Genomic DNA, 20,389 nt, shown 5'->3' with positions numbered 1-20,389 from the left:
GCGCGTTCGCGCAGCTCATCGGGGTATTTCCTCGGTGCTGGCATGTCCCTCATCCTTCCCAGGTTTGAGAGCCTCCATCACACCCGGCACGAAACACGTCGTACTCGAGATGAGTGAGGCCGAGAGTCTGGTCTACGCTGAAGTGCCGGGCGCAGGGCACGTGATCGTTGATGCACAGACCGTGGCAAACTCCCAGAGGAAGTTCGGTGCGCTGCGCTCGCAGGCGCTTCCGCACGAAGAGACTGTGCGGTTCATTGAAGTGAGAAGAGGGCATCTCGATGACTGACGATGGAGTGTGGCACAAATCCAGCTACAGCGGCCAGCAGGGCCACTGCGTCGAGGTTGCAGAGGGTCTGGTCACCGGTATCCGGGATACCCAGAACCGGGAGCTGGGGCATCTCGATGCCCCAGCTCCTGAGTGGATCGCGCTGGTGAACGCGGTGCGCGGCCGGTAACACCCCCCCCACATCCTGCACGCGAAGAACCGCACCCCGTCCGGCTACGGGGTGCGGTTCTCCTGTGCGAGCCGGAGCCCTGCCTCTCGGGGTCACCCCACCTGGGCCAGCCCGGCAGGCCGCCGGCCGTGGGCGGACTTCTTCGACTGCAGCCAGATGACGACGCCGACCACGAGCGCGCCGGTAGCGAGCAGTCCGCCGGCGAGGTTGGGGCTGCTGTCGCCGAGTCCCGTGTTGATGACGTAGCCGCCCAACCAGGCCCCGATGGCGTTGCCGAGGTTGAACATGCCGATGTTCATCGAGGATGCGAGGTTGGGGGCGCCGGCGCGTTCGGCCCGTTCCATCACCAGGCGCTGGATCGGGGAGACGGTGGCGAAGCCCGCGGCGGCCATGAGGAACACCGCGGCGAACGTGACCACGACGTTGTCCGCGGCGAGCCAGAACACGAGCAGCGTGACCGTGAGCAGGGCAAGGCTTCCCAGCAGCAGCCCCATGAGGTTCCTGTCGGCCAGCCGTCCTCCCAGGATGTTGCCGATGAACAGCCCGAGCCCGAAGACGAGCATGTAGGCCGTGATCCAGCTCTCCGGGGTGCCGGTCGCGTTCATGGTGATGGGGGCGATGTAGGTGATGGAGGTGAAGAACCCCGCCGGTCCGAGGACGGTGATCAGCATCGCGAGCAGCAGTTGTGGGTTGACGAAGGCGCGGACCTCGGCGGCGAAGTCGAACGACTCATCGGTCCTGCTCGCCGGGATGCAGGCGAGGATGCCGACCAGGACGACCAGGCCGATCGCCGAGATGCCCAGGAACGAGGTCCGCCAGGAGAACTCCGTGGAGACCCAGGTGGCGATCGGGGTGCCGATGAGCGTGGCCAGGGTCAGACCGGAGAACATGAACGCGATCGCGCTGGTCTTCTTGTGCTCGGGAACCGCGCGCGAGGCGATGATCGAGCCGATGCCGATGAAGGCCGCATGGGTCAGTGAGGAGACCACTCTGCCCAGGAGGGTCAGCGCGAAGGACGGGGCGAAGGCGGTCAGCAGGTTCCCGACCACGAACAGGCCCATGAGGACGAGCAGGAATCTCTTCTTCTCGAACCGCTGCCCGACCAGGATCAGGACCGGGGCGCCGAGGAAGACGCCGAGGGCGTAGGCTGTCGCGGCCCAGCCCGCGGTGGTGACCGAGATGCCGAATTCGATGGCGATTCCGGGCATCAGGCCGGAGATCGCGAACTCGGTGGTGCCGATCCCGAAGGCGCCGGCGGCCAGGGTCAGCAGCACCAGCCGGGTGCGTGAGGCGTTGTCGTGGGAAAGCATGCCCACCAGCCTGGACGGACCGGGATACGGCAGCCAGACACCTGTCGGGTGTGCGCCCGGGGTTCCTACCACTGACAGGGTCATGCTGGTTCGGGCCGGAGTACCTACCCTGGTAGGTATGACACCTTCGGCGAGCACACCATCGGGGAACCTGGGTGAGTTCCTGCGCTCCCGTCGCGCTGCCCTCGACCCCGAACAGGCCGATGTCATCGGCTGGGGCCGGCGCCGCAGGGTCCCCGGGCTACGGCGTGAGGAAGTCGCCCAGCTGGCCGGCGTCAGCGTCGCCTACTACACGCGACTGGAACAGGGGCAGGCACGCAACGCCTCGACCGAGGTGCTCCTCGCCCTGGCGCGTGCGCTGCGGCTGACGCCGACCGAGGTCGAGCACCTGCTCGACCTGGCCAAACCCTCGCAACTGCGTCCTGCGCCCCGGACCAGGCCCGAGCGACCGCACCCCCGGGCGCTGGCGATGCTGGAGGCCATCTCCGGTCAGCCCGCCGTGCTCCTGGGGCGACGCAACGACGCGCTGGCCTGGACCCGGACGGGCCATGCCCTGCTGGCCCCGCACCTGCCGTTCGACAGCACCGCGGACCCCGCGACACGGCCGTCCATGCCGAGGCTGCTGTTCCTGGACCCGCGTGTGCGGGACTCCTACGTGGACTGGAAGACCGAGGCGTCCACGAACGTCGCCTACCTGCGGCGGATCAGCGGCAAGTACCTCGATGACACCCGTCTGGCCGAACTCGTGGGCGAGCTGAGCATGAAGGACCCCGAGTTCTCCTCCCTCTGGGCGTCCGGCCGCGTGGGGGAGTGCGTCGGTGGCACCAAGCGCTTCCGCCATCCCCTGGTCGGCGAGCTGAGCATGGAGTTCCAGATCTGGCTCCAGGCCGACAGCCCCGACCACCGCTTGGAGGTCTACACCCCGAGCGATCAGATGTTCGCCGATGCGATGACCCTGCTGGAGACCCTCACGCACGACGAGGGGCTGGGAGGCAGGCCTCCCACTGCGGAGAACGCCAACGGCACGGCTTCGGCACGGACACCGTCGGCGTACCGGCGGAACTGACCGGCACGCGAGTACCCGGATCCGCGCGCACGCGTCGGACAGCGGATGCCATGCGACCGCGCCCTCGGTGCACCGGCCCGAGGGGCGGGGGACTCGGGCGGTCGGCGGGGCCGGTTCGCGGCCTCGGATCTAGAGGCTGCCCCAGTCCCACAGGGCCTGGAGGACCGGGCCGAGGCTGCGGCCCCGGGGCGTCAGCGAGTAGCGCACCCTCGGCGGCCAGCCCGGACGCCGTTCCCGCCCGACCACCTCGGCCGCGCAGAGGTGTGCGAGACGGTCGGACAGCACCTTGTCCGACAGCTTCGGCAGGGCCTCGCGGAGCTCGCTGTAGGAGCGGTCGCCGCGCAGCAGTTCGCGCACCACCAGCGTCGTCCAACGGCCCTGGACGGCCGAGAGGGCGATCTCCACGGGGCAGGTGGGCGTGGGCTCCGCGACGTCCGCGCGCGGATCCTCGGGCAGCCCCGGGTGGCCAACCGTTGGGTGAGTCACGAGAGCGCCTCCTAGCGTGGTCGACACCTTCATGATCCCGAACCGGAAGGACGTCCGTCGACCATGAGAGAACTGGCAGAACGGCCCGAAGACGTGCCAGCGGTGTTCGCCGAGCGGTTCAACAGCGGCGACCCCGACGCGCTGGCCCAGGTCTACGAGGACGCGGCGGTGCTGGTCCTGGACCCGCGGACGCCGCTGACAGGACCGGACGCACACGCCGCCAACGCCCGGCTGCAGGGGCTCGGCGTTCCCGTCTCCGTCCGCCCGCGACACGTCCACACCAGCGGAGACCTGGCGCTGCTGATCGTGGACTGGAGCATCGAGGGCACCGGCCGCGAGGGGCAGGCGGTGCACATCGAGGGCACCGCCACCGACGTCGCCCGGCGGGGCCCGGACGGGCGCTGGCGGTATGCCATCGACAACCCCTTCGGCACCGGGGCCCGGTAGCCCGTCGCCGACGGCGCAGGGGGAACGGCGTCCTGCCACGGCGCGCCCGGTGAATCCTCCCGCGCAGGTCCGGACGCGGAGCCGGCCCGAGGGCACCCGCACGGTTCCGGCGGAGGTCGCGGCCCGCCCGCCACGGCGGGCCGCATCGGGTCAACGGCCGTGCGCCGCCGCCAGCACGCGCTGGACGGCCCGCTCGGCCGCCGTGCGCTCCTCCTCCCGGACGTCCCCGGCCAGGAGCCGGGCGCGGTCGGCGTGTTCGCGGGCGCGGTCGATCGCGGCGGCCAGCCGCTGCGGCGTCAGCGTCCCCGTGAGGGGGGCGGGGCCCACACCCGCCCGCCGGACCCGGTCGCCCCAGAACCACTGGTCCCCGACGAAGGGCCGCACGACCTGGGGGACACCGGCGCGCAGCGCGGCGGCGGTGGTCCCCGCCCCGCCGTGGTGCACCACGGCCGCCATGTGCGGGAACAGCCGGTCGTGGGGGGCCTCGTCCACCACCAGGACGTCGTCCGACGCCTCCCCGGAGGCGGAGAGGGCTCCCCACCCGGTCGCCAGGACGGCCCGGTGGCCGCTCAGGCGCACGCCCTCGACGACGGTGCGGGTGAGCTCGGCGGCATCCCTCGACACCATGCTGCCGAACCCGACGTAGACCGGCGCACTCCCCGCGTCGAGGAACCGGGCCAGCTCGTCCGGCGGGGTCCACCCGTCCTCGGAGGGCAGGAGGAGGGCGCCCGAGGGGGCGGCGTCGGGCGGCCAGTCGGCGGGGGAGGGCACCAGGTGCCGGCTCCAGATGTGCAGTGCCCCGCCGGCGGCGATGCGTTCGGACAGCGACGCGGGCCGCCCGTGCAGGCCCAGCTCCTCGGAGCGCCAGTGGCGCAGCAGCCCCCGGTAGGGGGCCTCCACGGCGGCGGCCAGCCGCCAGCTCGGACGGTGGAGGAAACGGGGCACGAGGACCGGGACCAGCGGGGAGGCGAACTCGGCGGTCGGTGTGTACAGCGGCAGGGTGAGCACCGCGATCGAGGGCACCCCGAGGAGGTCGGCCAGGTCGGCGGCGCCCAGCGCCTTGGGCGCGTGGACGACGACGTCGCAGTCGGCGTCGGACAACCGCGCCACGTCGTCCAGCCAGGCCCGCATGAGCGGCCCGACCGCGCGGGCCGAGGTGAGGGCGGCGAGGGTTCCCCGGTGGGCGAGGTCGTCCTGGAGGGCGAGCACGCCCTCGTCCATCGGCAGGAAGTCCGTTCCGTGGCGGGAGGCCAGCGGCGCGAACCGGCGGGGCGCCGCGACCACGGCCCCGTGGCCCTCCCGCGTGAGCGCGCGGGCCAGGGCTACGAAGGGCTGGACGTCGCCCCTGCTCCCGGTCGTGACGATCAGCGCCCTCATCGCCGTCCCTCCTGCTTGACCCGGTCCCACTCGTCCAGGAGCTTCGGGAAGCGGTCGGCCATGAACCCGTACATGTCGCGCATGAGCTCGAGGCGTTCGCGCCGGGCGGGGTCGTCGCCCACCGCCGCGAGACCGCGCTCGGCCAGGTGGCGGAACCCCTCGAACTCGGCCATCTTCGCGCGGAAGGCGCGCTCGAAGACGTCCTGGGCGAGCCGGTACCTGTCCCGCCGCTCCCCGCGGCGCCGGAACCGCTCCACGAGCCCGCTCCGCTCCAGCCCACTCAGCGCGACGCTCATGCTGCTCTTGGCGACGGCCAGGGCCTCGCACAGCCGGGGGGCGTCGGCGTCCTCCTCGGCGGAACTCATGAGCCACCCCATGACCCGCCCCTGGGTCCTGCTCAGCCCCAGGCGCTCGTAGAACATCGCGGCCTCCTCGACGAAGGCCTCCACGTCGTCCATACGCCACCGTTCATCGCTTTGTTCGGATCGTTCCGAACAAAGTAACCCAATGGGGCGCTGGCGGCAAGGCCCCGTCCGCGAACAGGTCATCCCCCTGGCGTGCGCTCCGGCCGGACCGGCGGGTGTCGGCCCCACCGCTCAGGAGGAGGCTGCAGAGGGCTCTTGAAAACAAAAGTACAAAGTGTTTTTATGTATGCAGTTGATCGAAGGAGATCTCCGTGGACCTGCTCGCCGACTTCGCCGCCTGGGCCTGGCCGCGCCACCTCAACCCCCTGAGCTGGTACATCCGACCCCTGTTCTTCCTGCCCGTCGCCTACTTCTGCTGGACCCGCCGACCCCTGGCCCTGTCCCTGACCATCGCCGCGATGCTGTCGAGCTTCTTCTGGTTCCCCGAACCCGAGGAGGTCGACCCGGCCATGGCCGCGGTCCTGGCGATGGAGGAACAGCTGTTCACCGACCCCACGTGGGTGACCTGGGCCAGCCTGGCCCTGGTCCCCGTCCTGCTCGGATCCCTGTGCGCGGCCTTCTGGTACCGCTCCCTCGGATGGGGCCTGATCGTCGTCAACGGCGGCCTGGCCGCCAAGATCTCCTGGACCGTCGCCAACTCCGGCGCGGACGGGCTGGCCACCCTGCTGCCGCTGGGATCGGGCATGGTGATCACGACCGCCGCCGTCGTCCTCGTGGCCCGCCGCCGAGGACTGCCGCTGTCCCTGACCGGGGCCCGGCACGGCGACCGGGACACGCGACCGGTCACCAGGTGACCGCGCGCACCGACATCGAGAGGGGAGCGGACATGCCACCGGCGTTCTCACCGCGGGAGAAGGCCCGCATCACCGACCTGCTGCTGGGGTCGGGAGAGGCCCTGTTCACCGCACGGGGCCTGCGCAAGACCTCCCTGGAGGACCTGGTCGCCCCCGCCGGCATCGCCAAGAGCAGCTTCTACGTGTTCTTCGACTCCAAGGAGGCCCTCTACCTGGAGCTGATGCTGCGCCGGATGGCCGACGTGAAACGCCGCGTCATCGACGAGGCCCTGACCACCACCGACGACACAGAGGAGGCGCTGCGCCGCTTCCTGCGCGCCACGCTGGAGGTGCTGGACACCGACCCCCTGTACCGGCGGCTCATGACCCACCCCGAGGAGATGGACGCCGTCCTGCGCAAGGCCGACCCCGCCCGCCTGGAGGGGTTCCCCGACAACCCCGTGAACGCGCTCAACGCGTTCGTCACCGCCGGCCTGGAGGGCGGAGAGCTGGTCCCGGCCCCTCTGGCCGCCGTCGTCGGCGTCATCCAGACCGTCATGCTGCTGCCCATGAACGCCGACCGGCTGGCGGCGCCCGACTCCTACGAGCAGACGCTCGACCTGCTCATCGACATCGTCGCGCGCGGTCTGACCGCACGAAGGGAATGACGTGCACGCCCTGCTGCTCACCCACGGAACCCGGGGGGACGTCCAGCCCTTCCTGGCCCTGGCCCGCGCCCTGGCCGACGCCGGCCACACGGCCACGGTCGCCGGCCCCCGGTCCTACGCCGCCCTCGCCGCCGACCACGCGGTGGCCTACCACCCGGTGGACGACGGCCCCAACGCCCTCATGGACGACCCCGGGATGAAAGGGGTGATGGAGACGGGCCTGCGCGGCCTGCGCGGCGCGGCCCACACCGTCTCCCTCCTGCGCGAGATCACCCCGCTCATGCGGCGCGTGTACGCCGACATGGCGGCCACCGTCGACCTCGGGGCCGACGTCGTCGTGCACATCCCCGGGATGCCAGGCGCCCACGTCGCCGAACGCCTCGCCGTGCCCGCCGTGCCGGTGGCCCTGCAACCCTCCTGGGTCCCCATCCACGCCTTCCCCGCCCCCGGGGTGCCCTGGCCGGAGCGCGCCCCCGGAGCGCTCAACCCGCTCACCTACCGGCTGGCCGCCCTGGCCCTGCGCGGCCAGCGCGGCGTCGCCGAGGACCTGCGCCGGGAACTGGGGCTGGCGTCCCGGCCCGGGCGGCACGACCCCCTCCTGCGACCGGACGGCGCACCCGCCACGGTGCTCCACGCCTTCAGCCGGCACCTGCTCCCCGCCGGGGCCCACTACCCCCCGCAGGTGCGGACCACCGGTTTCTGGTTCGCCCCGCCCGACACCGCGTGGGAGCCCCCGGCGGAGCTGGAGGCGTTCCTGGCCGCCGGCGAGCCCCCCGTGTTCGTCGGATTCAGCAGCCTGCCCACCCTCGATCCCGCCGCCACCGGCCGCGTCGTCACGGCAGCCGTGCGCCGCGCGGGCGTGCGCGCGATCGTCGCCGCCGGGTGCGGCGGCATCGACGCCGCCGAGGCGGACAGCGACGTCCTGCTCATCGACCGTGCTCCGCACGAACGCCTGTTCCCCCGGTGCTCGGCCGTCGTCCACCACGCGGGGGCCGGGACCACGGGGGCCGCGGCTGCCGCGGGACGTCCCCAGGTCGTGTGCCCGTTCTGGGGGGACCAGCCGTTCTGGGCCGCGCGCGTCCACGACGCGGGGGTCGCCCCCGCCCCGCTCGGCGGCCGGCGCCTGTCCGAGGACGGCCTGGCCGCCGCACTGACCGAGGCGCTCACCGGTCCCGGAACCGCCGCGCGCGCCGCGGACCTGGGGGAGCGGGTCCGCGCGGAGGGCGGAGCGCGGGAGGCGGTCCGCGTCCTGGAGGAGGTCGCGCTGCCCGGCCCGGCCGGCTGAGTCCCGCCCGGGCCGTCCAGGGGCGCCCCCGGGCGGCCGGGGCCCGTGTCGCGGGGTCCCCTGTTGACGGCCGCGAACATGACAGTCGATTCGGCCATGGGGATGACAGCGACTTCTCCGTCACCGGTCCTCATCCGGTATCAGGTCCAGCACACGGCGCAGGCTCTCCTCGGACGGGTTGATCGCCGAGTCCAGCACCAGGTGCGGCTCCTCCCACGGCTCCCACAGCTCTCTCATGCGTTCGGCGTGCTCCCACGAGACCGTCGTCGGCCAGCAGGGGATGCCCCTGGACCTGCCCTCCAGCCGGAGGCGCTGGACCTCTTCGTCCGAGCAGACGCATTCCACTCCGATGAACGTCCCGCCCAGGCGCTCGGTGATCGACTGCCATCTGCGGCGCTGGGCCCTGGTGTGTCCGGTCGCGTCGATGATCGCGCTCATGCCCAGGGTCAGCTGGCGTGTCACGGCGGCGGTCAACATCAGCTCGGCTATCGGGGTGCTGTTGTCGGGGCGAAGGACCCCGAACACGTCAGTGCTCACCTCTGCTTCCTCTCACGCTGACGGTGAGTGCTCGGGGAAGAGGCTGAACCGGACGTCCGGGGCGACGGCGAACCCGTCCTCGACGGTGCCCGCTGGCAGACCTGCTGCGGCCAGGCCTCGGAGACCGGAGTCCCAGTTCGCGCCGCGCGGAGGGGGACCGAACCCCGGCAGCGCGGCCAGGACCCCGGCTTCCTCCGCTCCGATCGGGATCACCCGCCCGGCGGCTTTCTCCAGCGCGGCCCGCTGTTCGGCGGTGAGCAGGCCCATCCGGGCCCCAGGACGTAGGTGTGTGCTCCGGTGCGGCGCAACGCCCAAGCCCCGGCCCTGTCCGGGTGGGCCTGGAGGTGGTCGAGTGCGGCCTTGAGCGGGGGCGGCCGGTCGAGCGCCTGGCACAGCGTGTAGGGGTGGTTCTCCCGAAGCTGCGGCGAGGGGCAAAGCAACCCGTCAGTAGCTACGTGGCTTGGATCGTGGCTCGGCCGACGGCCGTCTCCGGCAGGGAGGAGGAGTAGCGGTCCGGCAGATTCACTCAGTGGAGGCCAGGTCCAGGAAAACGAGCGCCCCCGGCGGCAGGCGCCGGGGGCATCGGATCCAGAACGTGCGCTACCTCAACGGCACCCCTTCGGCCGAGATTCGCGCTGCGCACCTGCGGCCCGGGGCGGCCAAGGCCGCGGGAGGGTCAGCGGGGGGCGAGAGCGGCCAAGAGCAACTCCTGGACCGCGGGCAGGACCTCCTCGACGTCCGCCCCACGGCGGGCCATCCGGTCGGCGCCGGCGCGCACGATGCCGCTGAGCAGGTGGGTGGTCAGCGGAACGTCCGCCAGCGGGCGGAAGGAGCCCTCGGCGACACCGTCGGCCACGACCTTCTCCACTGCGGCGGCAACCTGGGCGAAGGGGCCCTCGGGGAGTTCGAGGACCTCCTGGGGCACGGTGTCCGGGGGTGCGTGCAGCATCAGCCGGAGCGCGGGGGCCGTGAACGATCGCATCAGCACCTCCGCGATGTCGGCCAGGCGCTGGGGGGCCGGCCCCGGGCCTGCGGCGATCTTGTCGACGCGCTCCAGGACGTCGCGGCTGGCGAGCTGGGCGGCCTTGGCCACCAGGGAGGCCTTGTCCTTGGCGTAGTTGTAGATCGTGTTGCGTGCGATCCCGGCCCGGGCGGCCACGTGCGCGAGGTTGAACCCGTCATAGCCCTGCTCGTCGAGCAGACCGCCCAGCGCCTCGGTCAGGTCGTCCCAGACCTGTTCGTGGTGGGCCTGGAAGGTGGCGCCCTTGATACGTGCCATGAGCCCAGTATCACCCGCCCACGGGGGCGTCGGCGCCGGTCTTGCGCGACTTCAGCCGCCCGACCGCGCCGATGGTTCCCAGGACCAGGGCGCGCACGCGTTCGGCCACCGGCCCCGAGGGCACGAACAACTGCTGCATGATGCGGGCACGGCGCTGGTGGTGGGTGATGAAGGGGCGCATGCCCTTCTCCCATTCGGCCAGGGCGGCCTGGAGGTCGCCAGGGTGGGCCGCCAGGGCCTTGCCCAGGTCCGCGCCGCCGCGCATTGCCGCGGTGGAGCCCATGCCGGAGTACAGGTTCAGGCACCAGGCGGCGTCCCCGACCAGGACCACCCTTCCCGAGCGCCAGGTGGGCATCTTGACCTGGTTGACCGAGTCGAACAGGAAGTCGGGGGCCCGGCCGAGCTCGTCCAGCGCGTGGGTCAGGGCGGGGTGGTCCATGCCTGCGTACACCTCGCGCAGGGTCTCCAGGGCAGGTCGGGTGAACTGCGCGTCGACGTCCTTGGTGCGGTAGGTCAGCAGCACGGTGGGGGTGCGGTCGGCGAAGCCGAAGACCCAGGCCGCTCGGCGGGAGCGGGCGTTGATGATGCCGTCCTGGGGCCCGTACCCGGGGACCTGCCGGTCGAGTTCGAAGGCGCAGATGATGGCCTGCCACTGGTCCAGGTAGTCCTGGTGCGGGCCGAAGGCCAGCTCGCGCACGCTTGAGCGCACCCCGTCGGCGCCCACGACCAGGTCGTACTCCTCGACCGTGTGGGCGCCGGTGGCTGCCTCCTCGAGTGTCACCTTCGCCCTCTGCGGGGTCTGTGTGATGGCGACCGGGCGGGTGTCGAACCGCACCTGGACGTCCCCCAGGTCCTGGAGCGTGCGCCACAGGCCTTGCTCGATGTCCCCGCGCAGGACGGCGTAGGGGGCGCCGGGCTGGTCGAGGAATCCGGCGCCGGGTGTGGCCCGGCCCGAGGGGCCCACGTTCCAGTCTTGGCCGGCGGTGGGGTTGCGCACGTGCAGGTGCGGGGTCATGCCCAGGTCCTCGGCGGCCTGTTTGCCGTCGGGGAAGACGCCGACGAAGTACCCGCCCGTGCGGCGCTGCGGGGCGCGTTCCACGATCACGGGCTCCCATCCGGCCCTGCGCAGACCGATCGCCGCCGAGATCCCCGCGATGCCCAGTCCCACCACGAGCGCGCGTTTGTCCTGCTGTGTCATCGGGACACCCCTCCAAAAGTTGCGACGATCTGTCGCAACTTCAAGTTACGACGTTTTGTCGCAACTTTGGCGCGAGGGGTAGGTGCCCTGCGTCACACATTGGGGACGGTTCTGGTGGAGGCCGGTGATCGAGTACTCGGTCTTCGCCTCTTCCCGCCCCGTGTAGTCACTCTGCGTGATCGTTGGGGGCGTAGTGGGACCACGGGCTTCCCGCCTCGGCGGGCAGCGCGGTGATGTGTTCGGGGTGGTAGCCGAGCATCCGGGCGATGACCGGCGCCGGGGCTTGGAGCACGGGCTGGCGGATGGCGGCGGTGCGGCCGTGGAAGGTCGGGAGCCCGTTCCTGCGCACCCGGCCGGCGAGCGTGCTGGTGTCCATCGGCTGGCCGGCCCGGCGCCTGGGGCAGAGCCAGTGCGCCCCGGGGTTGGTCGCAGTGGTCGGGTTCGGCCGGCGGGCGGGCGGCGAAGGTCCGAAGCAGCTCGGCGAGCGATTCAGGGACCGGGAGCCGGGAGCCGGGGGCGAGGGGGATTGCTCCAGGATTTAGCGGCTCTTCACAGATGACGGTGTAGGAGCTGGTGGCGCGTAGAAGGTGCACCGGGTCAGCCTGGCGGTGGCTGCGGATCCTCGCGGGTTGCCTGAGCGAGGCATTCGAGCAGGGCCTCTCGGTCGATGCCCAGATCTGCGATGTGCTGGTCGATCATTTGCAGGTGTGATTCGACCAGCGGCCGCCGTGCTTGCGGATCTCGATGTCGAGCCGATTTAGCGCCAGACCCCGTCCGAAGCCACGGCGAGATCACGGGGTCGCGGTAGTTCTGGCGGAAAACCCAACGCTCAGCCTCCCCGTTTGGCTGTTCGCTGACGGTCACCCCTCCCCCCCCGACCTGACCGCGGTGCCCGCCCCCGCGCTGGCGCGGCTCTCGGGCAAGCTCCGCATCCCGATCAGGGAACTGCGCGAGGTCGCCCGCCGCCTGAAGTGGCGACCGGTGAAGGAACCTGAGGCCGAGGAGCTCAACGGGCACCCACGCAAGACGCTCGGCTGGGACACCCCACCCCGGCCGAGCGCCTGGCCGAGCTCGTGGCCACAAACAACTGACAGCCGTTTTGCAACAATCCCTGGAATCAGCCCGGACGCGGGGAGGCCCCCGAACGGCGAAACGCCGCTCGGGGGCCTCGTGACCACAGAGCTGCCCTTGCCGGGGTGTCGGGAACATTCCTCCGACCGGCCCGGATGCGGCGGCGGGAGCGCCGCCCGCGTGGACCAGGTCTACCGCGCCGCGCACACTCGGACGCTGGCGTGGGAACAGCGCGTCCGCGGCGTCGGCGACTTCCACGCCCTGCTCGCCGCCCACCTGCGCGACGAGCACCACCCACAGGTGGCCGGGCCGCTGGCACCGCGCTGCTGGGGCTTGGCCCGGCCCCGCACGGCACCGACTGGAGCACGGGCGCCGAGGGCCTGGCCGACGCCGGGCTGACGGCCGTCACCGTCGAGGGCGAACTCGCCGTCGACCCGGCTGTGCGGTTCAGTCTTCTCCCCGAGCACTCACCGTCAGCACAGGAAGAGACGGAGGAGGAGTACTGACGAGTTGGCGGCCGATCCACTGGCATCCCCGAGGCCGTCAACAACCCCTGCCCGGTCCGCCTCACGAGGGGCCTTGCGGTGGTGGCGCATGACACGGGCGGACGGCATCCCCCTTCTAGTACGTTTGTACTTGTACGCACGTACCAGACATTGGGGTGAAAAAGATGCTGTTCCGGACCTCTGGGCGACGCGCACAGGGGGAGCGCCCATGACCTCCCGCCGGGACCCCGAGGGGCGCCGACGCGCCATGGTCGAGGCCGCAGCGCAGGAGATGGTCGCCAACGGCAGCTCCGCCCTGACGCACCGGCGGGTGGCCGAACTGGCCCGGGTGCCGCTGGGGGCCACCACCTACTACTTCGACTCCCTGGACGACCTGCGCGCCGCCGCACTGCAGGCCATCGCCGAGCAGGCCGACGAGGAGCTGCGCGAGTTCGCGCAGGAGATCCACGACTGCGACGGCCGCCCCGAGGGCATCGCCGCTCTGTTCGCCGCCTACCTGGGCGACCGCGAGCGGCTGCGCGCCGAGAGCCTGCTCTACTTCGCCGGCGTGGACAACCCCGAGCTGCGTCCGTTCGCCCAGCAGTGGGTACAGGGGGTCACCGAGATCCTGCAGGCCTACGCCGCGCCCGAAGCGGCCCGGGCCACGGCCGTCTACCTGGACGGGGTAATCCTGTACACCCTGCTCCACGACCGTCCCCTGGACGAAGCGGCGCTGCGCATGGCGATCGCCGCCCTGATGAGCACATCCCTGGAAGAGAAGCCGTGAGCACTCCACACCACACCTCCGACGCACCGGGCGCCACCGCCGGACACCTGTCCGCCGGCCGCCGCTGGGCCGCCCTGGCGGTGCTGGCCGCCAGCCTGCTCGTGGTGGTCATGGACATGACCATCCTCAACGTCGCCCTGCCCGAGATGGCCGCGGCGCTGTCCCCGACCGCGGCCCAGCAGCTGTGGATCGTCGACATCTACTCGCTGGTCCTGGCCGGCCTCCTGGTCACCATGAGCACCCTGGGCGACCGGTGGGGCCGCAAGAGGATGCTCCTGACCGGCTTCGCCGTCTTCGGCGGGGCCTCCCTGCTGGTCCTGGCGGCCGAGTCGGCCCCCGTGGTGATCGCCGTGCGCGCCCTGCTGGGCGTGGGCGGGGCGATGATCATGCCGGCCACGCTCTCGATGATCCGCAGCCTGTTCACCGACCCGGCCGAACGCGCCAAGGCGCTGGGCATCTGGGCGGCCGTCGCCTCCCTGGGAGCGGCCGTGGGACCCATCGTGGGCGGTCTGCTGCTGGAGCACTTCTCCTGGCACGCGGCGTTCCTGCTGAACGTGCCCCTGATGGCCGCGGCCATCGTCGCGAGCCTGTTCCTGCTGCCCGAGGCGCGCAACCCCCACCCCGGTCGCTGGGACGCCCTGGCCACCGCCCTGTCGATCGCGGGCATGACCGCCCTGGTGTGGGGCATCAAGCGCATCGCCAAGGAGGGACCGGCCGACGCCCTGGCACTGGCGGCGCTCGCGGCGGGACTGGCCCTGCTGGTCTGGTTCGTGCTGCGCTGCCTCCACAGCGACTCGCCGCTGCTGCGGGTGCGCCTGTTCACCGTCCCCTCCTTCACGGCCGGGACGCTGGCAGCGCTGTTCACCATGCTGGCGATGGGATCGGCGCTGCTGCTCGCGGCGCAGTGGTTCCAGCTCGTGCAGGGGCTGTCGCCCCTACAGGCCGGGATCGGGCTGCTGCCGATGGCCGTCGCCGCCACGGTGGTCTCCCCGCTGGCGCCGGTGCTGGCCCAGCGGATCGGCGCCCGCACCGTCCTGGTGGGCGGCCTGGCGCTGTCGGCGCTGGGCTTCGCCGCCCTGGCCCTCGCCCCCGCACCGCTCACCTACGCGCCGGTCGCGATCTTCCTGACCCTGCTCGGCGCGGGCATGGGATCCCTGGCCATCGCCTCGGCGATCATCATGTCGGGGACCCCGGCCGAGCACGCGGGCAGCGCCGCCGCGATCGAGGAGACCTCCTACGAACTGGGCGCGGTCCTGGGCGTGGCCGTGCTGGGCAGCGCGGCGGCCGCCCTCTACCGCGCCGAACTGCCCGCCTCCGACCTCGCCGCCGCGGGCCTGGGCCCGCACGGGGTGGGGGCGGCGCAGGAGTCCCTGGGCGGCGCCCTGCACGTCCTGGCCGACCTGGGCCCCGCCGGCGCCGCGGCCGCCGCCCAGGCACAGGAGGCCTTCACCCACGGCCTGGTGCTGGTCGGCGGCATCGGCGCCGCGATCATGCTGGTGTCGGTGGTCGTGGTGTTCGCCCTCACGCCCAAGGACCTGGACGTGACCAAGGGCCACTGAGGCCCGACCGCCGCCGCGGGGCGGCGGACCGGGCGCCGCCCCCGCACCGTCACAGGACGGGTGCGGGGGCGGTCGGCGTCCTCCAGACGCGGTCGGGGTGTGGTCAGCGGGCGAGCACGACGGTCTTGCCGGGCAGCCGCCCGGAGGCGGCGTCCCCGTGCACGGCGGCCAGCTCGGCCATCGGGCGGCGGTCGGCGACGTGGAGCCGGAGCCTGCCGGCGTCCACCTTGGCGACGAGCTCGGCCAGCTGCGCGCCGTCGCTGCGGACCCACAGGCTCGCGGTGCGCACCTTCCGGTCGGGGTCCTCGGGGACCGGGCCGGCCGTGCTGGCGGCGACCCCGCCGTCGGCGACGTAGTCCGCCAGCCGCGCGAGCTCCTCCGGGGAGACGCGCACGTGGTTCACCACGACCTGGAAGGGACCGCCCACGGCGGCAGGGCCCGCGGCCAGGTCGAGGGGGCCGACGACCCGGTCCGCGCCGTAGCCCCGAAGGCGGTCGGCGTGCTGTGGCGCGTCCACCGCGGTCACGTGCGCCCCCGCGTCGACGGCGAGCTGCACCACGAGGCTGCCCACAGCGCCCCCCGCCCCGTTGACCAGGACGCTCTGCCCGGGCTTCAGCTCTGCGAGCTCGAAGGCCGTCTGCCAGGCCGCCAGGCCGGTCAGCGGCAGCGCCGCGGCGTCGACCAGCTCGATCGTCCGGGGAGCCGGGGCCAGGGACCCGGCCGGGACGAGTGCGTACTCGGCGGCCCCGCCGGCGGAGTCCAGGGGCAGCATCGCCACGACCCGGTCGCCCACGGCCGGGCCCGTCACGCCCGCGCCGAGTTCGGCGACGGTGCCCGCCAGGTCGATCCCCGGCACGTACGGCAGGGTGATCGGGAGCATCTCGGCCAGGACGCCGGCGCGGATGTGGTCGTCGACCGGGTTGAACGAGGTGGCCGCCACCCGCACCAGCACCTGGCCGGCGCCGGGGACCGGACGGTCGACGTCCTCGTGGCGCAGGACCTCGCTGCTGCCGAACTCGTGGAAACGGATTGCCTTCATAACACTTTCCTCCAGGGTGTGATGGTGTCGTCGCCCCAGGACGGGCGATCAGGCGCGAGGGTGAAGCACGTCGAGGCGCTCAGGCCAGCTGCACCGACCGGATGGAGTTGCCCATCACCATGCGGTCGATCGCGCTCACGGCGCTGCCGGGGTCGTCGGCGGCGCCGACGGTCAACAGCAGCGGGACGAAGTGGTCGGCCGTCGGATGGGCGATCGCGGCGCCGGGCGCCTTGGTGCGGTAATCGGCGAGGGCATCGGCGTCGCCCCGGGCGAGGGCATCGACGGCCCATGCGTCGAAGGCCGCGGTGGCGGCGGCGAGCTCGGGCCGGCGGAAGACGGCGAAACTGTGCGTCATGAAGCCCGAGCCGAGGACGAGGACGCCTTCCTCGCGCAGGGGGCGCAGGCGTGTGCCGAGGTCGAGCAGGGCGCCGGGGTCCAGGCCGGGCATCGACAACTGCACGACCGGGACGTCGGCGGCGGGGTACATGGCCATGAGCGGGATGAAGGCGCCGTGGTCGAGGCCGCGGTCGGCGAACTCGTGCACCGGTGTCGGGCCCAGCAGGCCGGTGAGCCGCCGCGCCAGGTCGGTGGCGTCCGGGGTCGCGTAGGGAAGGGTCTTGTAGCGGGGGTGGAAGCCGCTGAAGTCGTAGTGGAGCGGGACGCCGGCCGCGGCTCCCGATATCGCGGCCGGCGCCTGTTCCCAGTGGGCCGATACCACGACGACGGCCCGGGGTTTGGGCATCGACCGGGCCCAGTCGAAGAGGTCGTCGAGCCACTGCGGGTCGTCGAGGGTGAACGGGGCGCCGTGGCTGACGAAGAGGCTGGGCATGGGTCCGTCGGAGGGGGTCCACACCCGCTGTCCGCGCGCCTGTGGCAGGACCCGGGCGAGGAGGTCGTCGTACGCCGCGGCCGGTGCGCGCGGCGGTACAGAGGGGTTCAGGCTGCTCGTGGTGGTCAAAACCAGCTCCTTCACTTGCCTGGGAAAGCGTTTTTACTTTCCCAGGCAAGTGAAAGGTAGCCCGTTGAGGGTTGCCTGTGCAAGTGATGCCAGTTGCCCAGGCAAGTATGATGGGGGTCATGGACTCCCAACCCTGGCTCGACGACGACCAACAGGACCTGTGGCAGGCGCTGCTCACGGTCGTCATCGCCCTACCAGCGGCCCTCGACCGCCAGCTGCAGCGGGAGGCGGGCATCTCCAACTTCGAGTACGGGGTCCTGGCCCGGCTGTCCACGGCCGACGAGGCCACGATGCGGCTCAGCGAGCTGGCCCGGCTCTGCGACAGCACCCAGCCCCGCCTGTCGAAGGTGATGGACCGTTTCGAGGCCCGTGACTGGGTCGTCCGCCGACCCGACCCCGGCGACGGTCGGTACACCCTCGCCACCCTGACCGGCGCCGGTCGGCAGAAGCTCGTCGAGAGCGCACCGGAACACGTCGCGCAGGTGAAGCGGCTCGTGTTCGACCCGCTCACCGCCGCTCAGCGCCGCCACCTCGGGACCGCGCTCACCCGCATCGCCGCCACCGTGCGCCAGGAGACCGAAGGGGGCTGAGCGCGCCCTTCCCGGACGGGGGTTCCCGCCGGCCCCGCCCCCGCGACGCCGGTGACGGGGTGGGGGGCGCTGCGAGGTGGGCTTCGGCCGCGCGTAGGGGCTCGGCGCACATAGAGGCGCGGTCGACCTGCTGCAGGCGGCCCGGCGTCAGGGGACTCGTCCCGGGTTCGACCACGGGGGAAGGCCGGTGCTGCACGCCTCGGCGACCAGCAGGGCGCACACGCTGAACAACGCCCCCGGCTCCACCGCCGGCAGCCGTCCGGACCGCCTCCAGCGCCGGGCCACGCCGCTGCACCGGCTCGTCGGCGCCGAGTCCTCCTGCCACCTCGCCCGGGACGCCGAGGACGTGCGGGCCAGGGCCGAGGCCCTGGCCCGCACGTGCGGCCACTTACACCTGGGCGTATCCACCGTCGGCGTGGAACTCGGCGCCGTTGATGTAGCTCGACGCGTCCGAGGCGAGGAACGTCGTCAGGGCGGCGATCTCCTCGGGCTCGGCGAGCCGGCCGAGGGGGACAGTGGCTTCGGCCTGCTTGAGCGCCTCGGGTGGGACGAGCTCCAGCAGGCCTTCGGTGCGTGTACCGCCGGGGGATACGACGTTGACACGGAAGCCGTGTGTGCGCGCGCTGAGGGCCCAACCGCGAGCGAGGGTGCGAACTGCGGCCTTCGACGCCGCGTAGACCTCAAGTCCCTGGTCGGGTCGGGTCGAGGCGGTCGAGCCCGTCAGGATCACCGAAGCGTTCTTGCTGAGCAGCGGTAGCGCCTGCTGGAGCGTGAAGATCGTTCCCTTGACGTTGGTGGCGAACACCGAGTCGATCAGCTCTTCGGTCACCTCGCCGAACGGAGCCGCGATGCCGATGCCGGCGTTGGCGACCAGCACGTCGACGCGTCCGGCCTGGTCCCGCACGGTGCTGTAGAACGCGTCGAGCTCGGAGGGCACCGAGACGTCGCAGACGACGCCGGTCACGCGGTCGCCGAGCTCGGCGACCGCGGCGTCGAGCACGTGCTTGCGGCGACCGGTGATGAACACCGTGGCGCCCGCGTCGCGGAATGCGCGAGCGGTCGCAAACCCGATGCCGGTGCCGGCCCCGGTAACGACGGCGATCTTACCTTCCAAGACGGCCATGCCGCCCTCCTCTTCATTGTGGACTGGTGCGTCAATAACCATACCCCTGTTATGGACCGATCGGTCAAGATGTGGCTCGTGTCGAAACATCGGGGCTCCGCGTCTCGGGCCCACCCCGTCACAGGCGGCGGCATCACAGGGGCGGACCGGCCACCCGGGGCGGCTCAAGTCGTCGGTCGCGGATCGGGCCGACCGGCAGCCGGCAGCACACAGAGGGCCTGCAGGCGGACCGCGTTCCCCCCGGAAACAGCGGCGCGCAGCTCGAGGGCGCGCCGCAGGGCGCCAGGCCGGCCGCGGACTGCGGCGGTACGGGCCGCTCGGTAGGGCGCTGTTACTGCGCTGGGGCGGGCAGCAGTCGTGCCAGGGTGGAGTGAGCGGTCGTGCTCAGCGCGTCGATATCCATGCCGGTGCGCCCGAGCGCGATGAGACCGAGCTGCGCGACAAGGGCCGCACGGGCGGTCTCGGAAGGATCGGCACCGGGATCGAGGTCGCCTTCGCTCCGGGCGCGCTCCAGCGCCGTGGTGAGGACGGCGGTGATCGCGTCGTAGCTGCGGCGGGCCTCGGCAGCGACGTCCGGGGTGCTAGCGGCAAGCTCGGCGTTGCTGTTGGCCAGCAGGCAGCCCCGGCGCGCAGCCGCCCCGGTCGGGTCACCGGTCAGGCCGAGGACGAACTCGCGCACCACGTCGACCCCCTTGGCGGCAGAAGCCAGACGCTCGCGCAGTGCCAGCAGGTTCGCGTCGTCGTACTCCCGCAGCACCCGGAGAAACAAGCTTCTCTTATCCCCGAACGCCCCGTAGAGGCTGCCCTTGCCCAACCCGCTCACGCGCAGCAGGTCGTCCATCGACGTCGCCGCGTACCCCTTGTCCCAGAACTCGTCGCGGACAGCGAGAAGCACGCGGTTTTCGTCGAACTCACGAGGTCGCGCCATCCGCCCAGCGTACTGGTTCTGGACTACGCGGGCCACAACGAGGGGTTCCGCGTCGTCCGACGGCTTGTGCCCGGCGCGCACAGCGAAGACGACGCCCACCGCGTGGACCGCGTTGAGATTGGGGCATGACAGGACCCTCGGCCGCAGTGGCCGAAGACGCTGGACCGCAAGACCGGTCGGCACATCGGCCTCTTCCTGGCGATGAGGGCCCGCCGGGTCGCCGATCCCGTCGCTCTGCCAGAAGGCCGGCGTCGCGACCGCCGATGCCGGGGGTCGAGACAGTCAGGAATTGTAGATCGAGTGATCTGCGTTCTCCGTGGCTCCGGCCGCCGTGATCACTGCGTGTGGTCGCTGGAGGCGTAGCGGCTCCAGGTCCCGCCCGCCCGCCCGCCCGGGCAACGGCCCGGGTGGTGGTCGTGGAATGGAACCCCAGCGCCTGGGCGAGGACCGGTGCGGGGCCTGGAGCACGAGTTGACGCAGCGCGGAGGCGCGCACCGCCGTTCCGGGAAGACCGATGTCGCGGATCAGCTCGGCGGGACTGTG

General features: G+C 72.2%; 24 protein-coding genes. 11 read left to right on the top strand and 13 right to left on the bottom strand.

The window, feature by feature from the left end:
* Together ACFQBR_RS27690 and ACFQBR_RS27685 are read left to right on the top strand one after the other, a co-directional pair.
* Window positions 1-286, top strand: a 286-nt coding sequence (locus ACFQBR_RS27690; protein WP_378554814.1) for a Scr1 family TA system antitoxin-like transcriptional regulator, incomplete at its 5' end; no start/stop codon positions are given.
* A complete protein-coding gene (locus tag ACFQBR_RS27685; RefSeq protein ID WP_344182627.1) occupies window positions 279-455 on the top strand; it encodes a DUF397 domain-containing protein in 177 nt (58 codons plus the stop codon). The genes ACFQBR_RS27690 and ACFQBR_RS27685, both read left to right, overlap by 8 nt.
* A 92-nt stretch (window positions 456-547) precedes the next feature.
* Here ACFQBR_RS27685 and ACFQBR_RS27680 read toward each other — a convergent pair whose 3' ends face one another.
* Window positions 548-1,765, bottom strand: a complete 1,218-nt coding sequence (locus ACFQBR_RS27680) for an MFS transporter (RefSeq protein ID WP_344182629.1) — start codon at window positions 1,763-1,765, stop codon at window positions 548-550.
* A gap of 118 nt (window positions 1,766-1,883) precedes the next feature.
* On the opposite strand from ACFQBR_RS27680, the gene ACFQBR_RS27675 reads away from it, so the two are divergent.
* The gene (locus ACFQBR_RS27675) at window positions 1,884-2,831 is read left to right on the top strand and encodes an MmyB family transcriptional regulator (protein WP_344182631.1); all 948 of its coding nucleotides are present in this window, start codon (window positions 1,884-1,886) and stop codon (window positions 2,829-2,831) included.
* A 129-nt stretch (window positions 2,832-2,960) separates the two neighbouring features.
* Here ACFQBR_RS27675 and ACFQBR_RS27670 read toward each other — a convergent pair whose 3' ends face one another.
* Window positions 2,961-3,317 carry a winged helix-turn-helix transcriptional regulator gene (locus tag ACFQBR_RS27670; RefSeq protein WP_344182633.1) on the bottom strand — a complete coding sequence of 119 codons (357 nt, stop codon included), beginning with the start codon at window positions 3,315-3,317 and terminating at the stop codon, window positions 2,961-2,963.
* A gap of 63 nt (window positions 3,318-3,380) precedes the next feature.
* Here ACFQBR_RS27670 and ACFQBR_RS27665 point away from each other — a divergent pair, with 63 nt between their 5' ends.
* Entirely contained in the window at window positions 3,381-3,764 is a 384-nt protein-coding gene (locus ACFQBR_RS27665; RefSeq protein ID WP_344182635.1) for a YybH family protein, read from the top strand.
* 150 nt (window positions 3,765-3,914) lie between these two features.
* Here the strand turns inward: ACFQBR_RS27665 and ACFQBR_RS27660 are convergent, their stop codons facing one another.
* Together ACFQBR_RS27660 and ACFQBR_RS27655 are read right to left on the bottom strand one after the other, a co-directional pair.
* Complete coding sequence (locus ACFQBR_RS27660) at window positions 3,915-5,141, bottom strand: glycosyltransferase (protein ID WP_344182637.1); 1,227 nt, start codon at window positions 5,139-5,141, stop codon at window positions 3,915-3,917.
* The gene (locus ACFQBR_RS27655) at window positions 5,138-5,599 is read right to left on the bottom strand and encodes a GbsR/MarR family transcriptional regulator (RefSeq protein ID WP_344182639.1); all 462 of its coding nucleotides are present in this window, start codon (window positions 5,597-5,599) and stop codon (window positions 5,138-5,140) included. The genes ACFQBR_RS27660 and ACFQBR_RS27655 overlap by 4 nt, the downstream gene beginning before the upstream one ends.
* A 218-nt stretch (window positions 5,600-5,817) precedes the next feature.
* Here ACFQBR_RS27655 and ACFQBR_RS27650 point away from each other — a divergent pair, with 218 nt between their 5' ends.
* The 3 genes from ACFQBR_RS27650 to ACFQBR_RS27640 are packed head-to-tail and all read left to right on the top strand — an operon-like array spanning window position 5,818 to window position 8,292.
* Window positions 5,818-6,360: a hypothetical protein gene (locus tag ACFQBR_RS27650; protein ID WP_344182641.1), complete on the top strand. Its 543-nt coding sequence runs from the start codon at window positions 5,818-5,820 to the stop codon at window positions 6,358-6,360.
* A 32-nt stretch (window positions 6,361-6,392) separates the two neighbouring features.
* On the top strand, window positions 6,393-7,007 hold the full coding sequence (locus ACFQBR_RS27645) for a TetR/AcrR family transcriptional regulator (RefSeq protein WP_344182643.1): 615 nt from the start codon (window positions 6,393-6,395) through the stop codon (window positions 7,005-7,007).
* Window position 7,008: 1 nt separating this feature from the next.
* Window positions 7,009-8,292, top strand: a complete 1,284-nt coding sequence (locus tag ACFQBR_RS27640; protein ID WP_344182645.1) for a glycosyltransferase — start codon at window positions 7,009-7,011, stop codon at window positions 8,290-8,292.
* A gap of 120 nt (window positions 8,293-8,412) precedes the next feature.
* On the opposite strand, the gene ACFQBR_RS27635 is transcribed toward ACFQBR_RS27640, so the two are convergent.
* The 5 genes from ACFQBR_RS27635 to ACFQBR_RS27615 form a co-directional block, all read right to left on the bottom strand.
* Entirely contained in the window at window positions 8,413-8,829 is a 417-nt protein-coding gene (locus ACFQBR_RS27635) for a P-loop nucleotide/nucleoside kinase family protein (protein WP_344182647.1), read from the bottom strand.
* A gap of 12 nt (window positions 8,830-8,841) precedes the next feature.
* The gene (locus tag ACFQBR_RS27630) at window positions 8,842-9,096 is read right to left on the bottom strand and encodes a hypothetical protein (RefSeq protein ID WP_344182649.1); all 255 of its coding nucleotides are present in this window, start codon (window positions 9,094-9,096) and stop codon (window positions 8,842-8,844) included.
* A gap of 409 nt (window positions 9,097-9,505) precedes the next feature.
* Window positions 9,506-10,108: a TetR/AcrR family transcriptional regulator gene (locus tag ACFQBR_RS27625; RefSeq protein ID WP_344182650.1), complete on the bottom strand. Its 603-nt coding sequence runs from the start codon at window positions 10,106-10,108 to the stop codon at window positions 9,506-9,508.
* A gap of 10 nt (window positions 10,109-10,118) precedes the next feature.
* On the bottom strand, window positions 10,119-11,306 hold the full coding sequence (locus tag ACFQBR_RS27620; RefSeq protein ID WP_344182652.1) for an FAD-dependent monooxygenase: 1,188 nt from the start codon (window positions 11,304-11,306) through the stop codon (window positions 10,119-10,121).
* Between the two features lie 166 nt (window positions 11,307-11,472).
* Entirely contained in the window at window positions 11,473-11,682 is a 210-nt protein-coding gene (locus ACFQBR_RS27615; protein ID WP_344182654.1) for a hypothetical protein, read from the bottom strand.
* A gap of 875 nt (window positions 11,683-12,557) precedes the next feature.
* Here ACFQBR_RS27615 and ACFQBR_RS27610 point away from each other — a divergent pair.
* The 3 genes from ACFQBR_RS27610 (at window position 12,558) to ACFQBR_RS27600 (ending at window position 15,208) form a co-directional block, all read left to right on the top strand.
* Window positions 12,558-12,776 (top strand): hypothetical protein, encoded by a 219-nt coding sequence (locus ACFQBR_RS27610; RefSeq protein WP_344182658.1) that lies wholly within the window; start codon window positions 12,558-12,560, stop codon window positions 12,774-12,776.
* Window positions 12,777-13,091: 315 nt separating this feature from the next.
* The gene (locus ACFQBR_RS27605) at window positions 13,092-13,649 is read left to right on the top strand and encodes a TetR/AcrR family transcriptional regulator (RefSeq protein WP_344182660.1); all 558 of its coding nucleotides are present in this window, start codon (window positions 13,092-13,094) and stop codon (window positions 13,647-13,649) included.
* Complete coding sequence (locus ACFQBR_RS27600; protein WP_344182662.1) at window positions 13,646-15,208, top strand: MFS transporter; 1,563 nt, start codon at window positions 13,646-13,648, stop codon at window positions 15,206-15,208. Before ACFQBR_RS27605 ends, ACFQBR_RS27600 begins: the two co-directional genes overlap by 4 nt.
* Before the next feature lie 103 nt (window positions 15,209-15,311).
* Here ACFQBR_RS27600 and ACFQBR_RS27595 read toward each other — a convergent pair whose 3' ends face one another.
* Window positions 15,312-16,247 (bottom strand): NADP-dependent oxidoreductase, encoded by a 936-nt coding sequence (locus ACFQBR_RS27595; RefSeq protein WP_344182664.1) that lies wholly within the window; start codon window positions 16,245-16,247, stop codon window positions 15,312-15,314.
* A 79-nt stretch (window positions 16,248-16,326) separates the two neighbouring features.
* Window positions 16,327-17,205 (bottom strand): dioxygenase family protein, encoded by an 879-nt coding sequence (locus ACFQBR_RS27590; RefSeq protein WP_344182666.1) that lies wholly within the window; start codon window positions 17,203-17,205, stop codon window positions 16,327-16,329.
* A 119-nt stretch (window positions 17,206-17,324) separates the two neighbouring features.
* On the opposite strand from ACFQBR_RS27590, the gene ACFQBR_RS27585 reads away from it, so the two are divergent.
* A complete protein-coding gene (locus tag ACFQBR_RS27585) occupies window positions 17,325-17,795 on the top strand; it encodes a MarR family winged helix-turn-helix transcriptional regulator (RefSeq protein WP_344182668.1) in 471 nt (156 codons plus the stop codon).
* Between the two features lie 388 nt (window positions 17,796-18,183).
* Here the strand turns inward: ACFQBR_RS27585 and ACFQBR_RS27580 are convergent, their stop codons facing one another.
* Window positions 18,184-18,918 (bottom strand): SDR family NAD(P)-dependent oxidoreductase, encoded by a 735-nt coding sequence (locus ACFQBR_RS27580; RefSeq protein WP_344182670.1) that lies wholly within the window; start codon window positions 18,916-18,918, stop codon window positions 18,184-18,186.
* Window positions 18,919-19,249: 331 nt separating this feature from the next.
* Entirely contained in the window at window positions 19,250-19,846 is a 597-nt protein-coding gene (locus ACFQBR_RS27575) for a TetR/AcrR family transcriptional regulator (RefSeq protein ID WP_344182672.1), read from the bottom strand.
* Between the last annotated feature and the right edge of the window lie 543 nt (window positions 19,847-20,389).

The sequence above is a fragment of the Nocardiopsis tropica genome, from assembly GCF_042660575.1.
GTDB lineage: Bacteria > Actinomycetota > Actinomycetes > Streptosporangiales > Streptosporangiaceae > Nocardiopsis > Nocardiopsis tropica.
This window is presented reverse-complemented; position numbering and strand designations above follow the sequence as displayed.

Coding starts and splice junctions, on each gene's coding strand:
- ACFQBR_RS27685 (WP_344182627.1), top strand. CDS start 279: ATGACTGACGATGGAGTGTGGCACAAATCCAGCTACAGCGGCCAGCAG.
- ACFQBR_RS27680 (WP_344182629.1), bottom strand. CDS start 1,765: ATGCTTTCCCACGACAACGCCTCACGCACCCGGCTGGTGCTGCTGACC.
- ACFQBR_RS27675 (WP_344182631.1), top strand. CDS start 1,884: ATGACACCTTCGGCGAGCACACCATCGGGGAACCTGGGTGAGTTCCTG.
- ACFQBR_RS27665 (WP_344182635.1), top strand. CDS start 3,381: ATGAGAGAACTGGCAGAACGGCCCGAAGACGTGCCAGCGGTGTTCGCC.
- ACFQBR_RS27660 (WP_344182637.1), bottom strand. CDS start 5,141: ATGAGGGCGCTGATCGTCACGACCGGGAGCAGGGGCGACGTCCAGCCC.
- ACFQBR_RS27655 (WP_344182639.1), bottom strand. CDS start 5,599: ATGGACGACGTGGAGGCCTTCGTCGAGGAGGCCGCGATGTTCTACGAG.
- ACFQBR_RS27645 (WP_344182643.1), top strand. CDS start 6,393: ATGCCACCGGCGTTCTCACCGCGGGAGAAGGCCCGCATCACCGACCTG.
- ACFQBR_RS27630 (WP_344182649.1), bottom strand. CDS start 9,096: ATGGGCCTGCTCACCGCCGAACAGCGGGCCGCGCTGGAGAAAGCCGCC.
- ACFQBR_RS27625 (WP_344182650.1), bottom strand. CDS start 10,108: ATGGCACGTATCAAGGGCGCCACCTTCCAGGCCCACCACGAACAGGTC.
- ACFQBR_RS27620 (WP_344182652.1), bottom strand. CDS start 11,306: ATGACACAGCAGGACAAACGCGCGCTCGTGGTGGGACTGGGCATCGCG.
- ACFQBR_RS27615 (WP_344182654.1), bottom strand. CDS start 11,682: ATGGACACCAGCACGCTCGCCGGCCGGGTGCGCAGGAACGGGCTCCCG.
- ACFQBR_RS27605 (WP_344182660.1), top strand. CDS start 13,092: ATGACCTCCCGCCGGGACCCCGAGGGGCGCCGACGCGCCATGGTCGAG.
- ACFQBR_RS27595 (WP_344182664.1), bottom strand. CDS start 16,247: ATGAAGGCAATCCGTTTCCACGAGTTCGGCAGCAGCGAGGTCCTGCGC.
- ACFQBR_RS27585 (WP_344182668.1), top strand. CDS start 17,325: ATGGACTCCCAACCCTGGCTCGACGACGACCAACAGGACCTGTGGCAG.
- ACFQBR_RS27580 (WP_344182670.1), bottom strand. CDS start 18,918: ATGGCCGTCTTGGAAGGTAAGATCGCCGTCGTTACCGGGGCCGGCACC.
- ACFQBR_RS27575 (WP_344182672.1), bottom strand. CDS start 19,846: ATGGCGCGACCTCGTGAGTTCGACGAAAACCGCGTGCTTCTCGCTGTC.